2 protein-coding genes and 2 pseudogenes are annotated in these 3161 nt (G+C 40.7%); 2 read left to right on the top strand and 2 right to left on the bottom strand.

The features are described 5' to 3' along the window. Window positions 1–1261, top strand: a pseudogene (locus BIZ39_RS21025) (ATP-binding protein); the annotation flags it as partial. A gap of 124 nt (window positions 1262–1385) precedes the next feature. Here BIZ39_RS21025 and BIZ39_RS22440 read toward each other — a convergent pair. After that, entirely contained in the window at window positions 1386–1511 is a 126-nt protein-coding gene (locus tag BIZ39_RS22440; RefSeq protein ID WP_262385828.1) for a hypothetical protein, read from the bottom strand. Between the two features lie 351 nt (window positions 1512–1862). Continuing rightward, window positions 1863–2624 (bottom strand): IS5 family transposase, encoded by a 762-nt coding sequence (locus BIZ39_RS21020; RefSeq protein WP_187447995.1) that lies wholly within the window; start codon window positions 2622–2624, stop codon window positions 1863–1865. A 200-nt stretch (window positions 2625–2824) separates the two neighbouring features. Between BIZ39_RS21020 and BIZ39_RS21015 the strand changes: the two are divergent. Continuing rightward, window positions 2825–3161 (top strand): annotated as a pseudogene (locus BIZ39_RS21015) (transposase); the annotation flags it as partial.

Genomic DNA, 3161 nt, shown 5'->3' with positions numbered 1-3161 from the left:
GCCAGAGCCAGAGCCAGAGCCAGAGCCAGAGCCAGAGCCAGAGCCACCAGTTGGAGAGGTGGATATTGTACCTCACGATATTGTATTGGGTGTCAATGGTGATTCAGGGCAGTTTGGCCTTCTTGGAGAAGTCCACGGGCGTAAAGTCGCCCTGGATTTAAATCATACCCACACTTTGAGTTTATTTGGAGTTCAAGGCGGTGGTAAAAGTTATACCTTAGGCTCTGTAGTTGAGATGGCAACCAAATCAATTCCAGCGATTAATACTCTGCATAAAGAGCTGGCAAGCGTAATTTTCCATTATAGCCAGACTCAGGACTACAAGCCCGAGTTTACATCTATGATTGCCGCAAATGACGACGCATTTCAATTAGAAAGGCTCAAAGAGGTTTATGGAGCAGAGCCGACGTCATTAGATGATGTTGTGCTGCTTACTCCTGAAGATAAACTTGATGAACGCCGTAAAGAATATCCTGGTATTGAGGTATTTCCATTGAAGTTTTGCTCTTCGGAGCTTCAGGCAGGCCATTGGAAATTCTTAATGGGGGCTGTTGGAAATCAAGCTGCTTATATTCGTCAATTAGGAAATATAATGCGAAAAAATCGGCGAAATTTGACTATTGAAGCGATCAGAAATGGCATTCAAAACTCCAGCTTATCCGATGCGTTAAAAGACTTAGCTGATATGAGACTCGATTTTGCTGAGCAGTATATTGATGACAAATTAAGTGTAGCATCATTGATCCGACCAGGCAGAATGATAGTTGTTGATATTAGGGATGAATTTATAGAAAAAGATGAAGCTCTAGGATTATTTGTAGTTCTTTTACAAATCTTCTCAGAAGCAAAATATCAAGATCAAACGTTCAATAAGTTAATTGTTTTTGATGAGTGTCATAAATACATTGATAGTCCTGATTTAGTGAAGGGCTTGGTTGAAACCGTGCGTGAAATGAGACATAAAGGTACTAGCGTGATGATAGCTAGCCAAGATCCTCCTTCAGTACCTGTAGAGCTCATTCAGCTGTCTTCACAGATTATTTTGCATAAATTTAATGCTCCAGATTGGCTGAAGCATATTCAAAAGGCTTGTATTGGATTAAAAACATTAACACCTGAAAAGCTAGGGTCGCTTAAGCCAGGCGAGGCTTACATTTGGTCAAGTAAAGCCAATGATAATGCTTTTGTTAGTGACGCAATGAAAATTCAATGTCGGCCAAGAGTAACAAAGCATGGCGGAGATACTTTGACAGCTATTTAGGTAAGTTCGTCGAATCGTCAATTCAGTGTGTTGAAGATAATTAGGTGAACTTGAACAGCGATTCCAGAATCACTGTTCACACACTGAAATGGAATATGTATTGAAGGCGGAAAATAAATCATCGTTATAAATTTCGTGTAGAAAAATAGTTTTCTACATCGAAACCGAACTCACTATTTATAGCGGCGGGAATATCTCTCTCACTTAGCTCTGTTGAAGAGAAAGTCTGTGGCATTTGACGGGAAATCATTACCATGCTCCCCATTCACCACATTTAGGACACTTTATATTGAACGGCTCGATGGCTCTTGCTGAATGATACGTCCAATAAGTGCCATTCTTGATAAGGCGTGTGTTAGTTTGATTGCAATGATTGAAGCTCATAAAGTGATTACAGTCGTTACATTGCATCCAAACAGATCTATGGGTTCGCGAGATAGGCTTTCCGAATCGAGTGTTATTTGATTTTGATTTAACTTGCAGGTCAGAAGAACCACACCGAATACAAAAAGGGACAGCGGAAGTTCTATCATCACGCCGCTCGCTGTTCAAAGTATTTGCGTCTTCTAGGGCCTGTTGATCTTTGCTGTACATATTTCACTCAGCAATACATAGGTAGCCACATCATTGAAAATGCCAGTGACACCATACTGGCATAATTCCTCGCCAATTTTTCATACCTAGTTGATATTGAACGATAATGTTTAATTCGTGCGAATGCATTTTCAACTAAGTGCCTATATTTATAAAGGCACCAATCGACACTGTTTTTGTCTATATCTTGGCCATAATTGCGTTTCGGTATGACTGAAGTGCCTCCCTTGGCTTCAATATATTCCCGCAAAGAATCACTATCGTACCCTTTGTCGCTGACGAAAATATTTATTTCTTGCAAATGGTCAACCAAACTTTGAGCACGAGTAATGTCGTTTCTTTGGCCTTCCGATAGCTCGAAATATATAGGAAGTCCGCCACTATCCACAGCCAAATGGATTTTCGTAGAATTACCACCTCGGCTCTTACCTATGCATTCATTATCTGATGTCGCAGCACCTGTACTATGCTGATGGGCTTTAACAATTGAACCGTCCGCAAAAACCCAGTCATAATCAGCAAGTTTTGCTAACTCATTGAATAACATATTTAATAGACCTTTCTTTGACCACAAATTGAAGCGTCGATAAATGGCACTCCAGCCACCAAACTCTGTGGGTAAATCTCGCCAAGGGATACCAGTTCTCAGGCGGTAAAGTATTCCTTCAAAGGTCATTCTGTGTTCTGGTTTATTGTAAATGCGGCCAGAGCTCTTCATTACTTGAAGTAGCTTTTGCCACCGCTTATCAGTTAACATTAGTCTTGGCATGGTATTGAGTTGTTAATTTATTTTTGACGAAACGAATTATAACGCTTTACCATGCCGGTCAAAAACTAATCACGAAAGATCAACAGCCCTTAGCTTATATTGCAAAAATAAACCAAGTAATCGCTGTAATTCATCCGTATGACGTGCTCCAATAGATTCACACAGCCAGTTAAGGGATAATTATCTCAACTGGAGTGTATATGAAAACGCGAAAAAGCTATTCGAAAGAATTCAAACTGGACGCTGTTAGTCTGGTTACAGAACAAAATTACAAGATTGCTGAGGCTGCACGTAGTCTGGGTATTAGCGCGAATATGTTAGGCCGCTGGCTTAAAGAGCAAGAATCTGAAGGTGCCCACGCATTTCGTGGCAACGGTAAGTTGACACCGGAACAGGAAGAAATCCGTCGGTTGAGAGAAGAAAATAAACGCCTGAAAATGGAGAAAGAGATCCTAAAAAAGGCGACGGTCTTCTTTGCCAAAGAAACCAAGTGAAATACGGTTTCATTACCCAACATAAGAAGACCTGGCCGATTAG

It is taken from the genome of Alteromonas sp. BZK5, from assembly GCF_014349115.1.
GTDB classification, from domain to species: Bacteria; Pseudomonadota; Gammaproteobacteria; order Enterobacterales; family Alteromonadaceae; genus Alteromonas; species Alteromonas macleodii.
This window is presented reverse-complemented; position numbering and strand designations above follow the sequence as displayed.

Coding starts and splice junctions, on each gene's coding strand:
- BIZ39_RS22440 (WP_262385828.1), bottom strand. CDS start 1,511: ATGATTTCCCGTCAAATGCCACAGACTTTCTCTTCAACAGAGCTAAGT.
- BIZ39_RS21020 (WP_187447995.1), bottom strand. CDS start 2,624: ATGCCAAGACTAATGTTAACTGATAAGCGGTGGCAAAAGCTACTTCAA.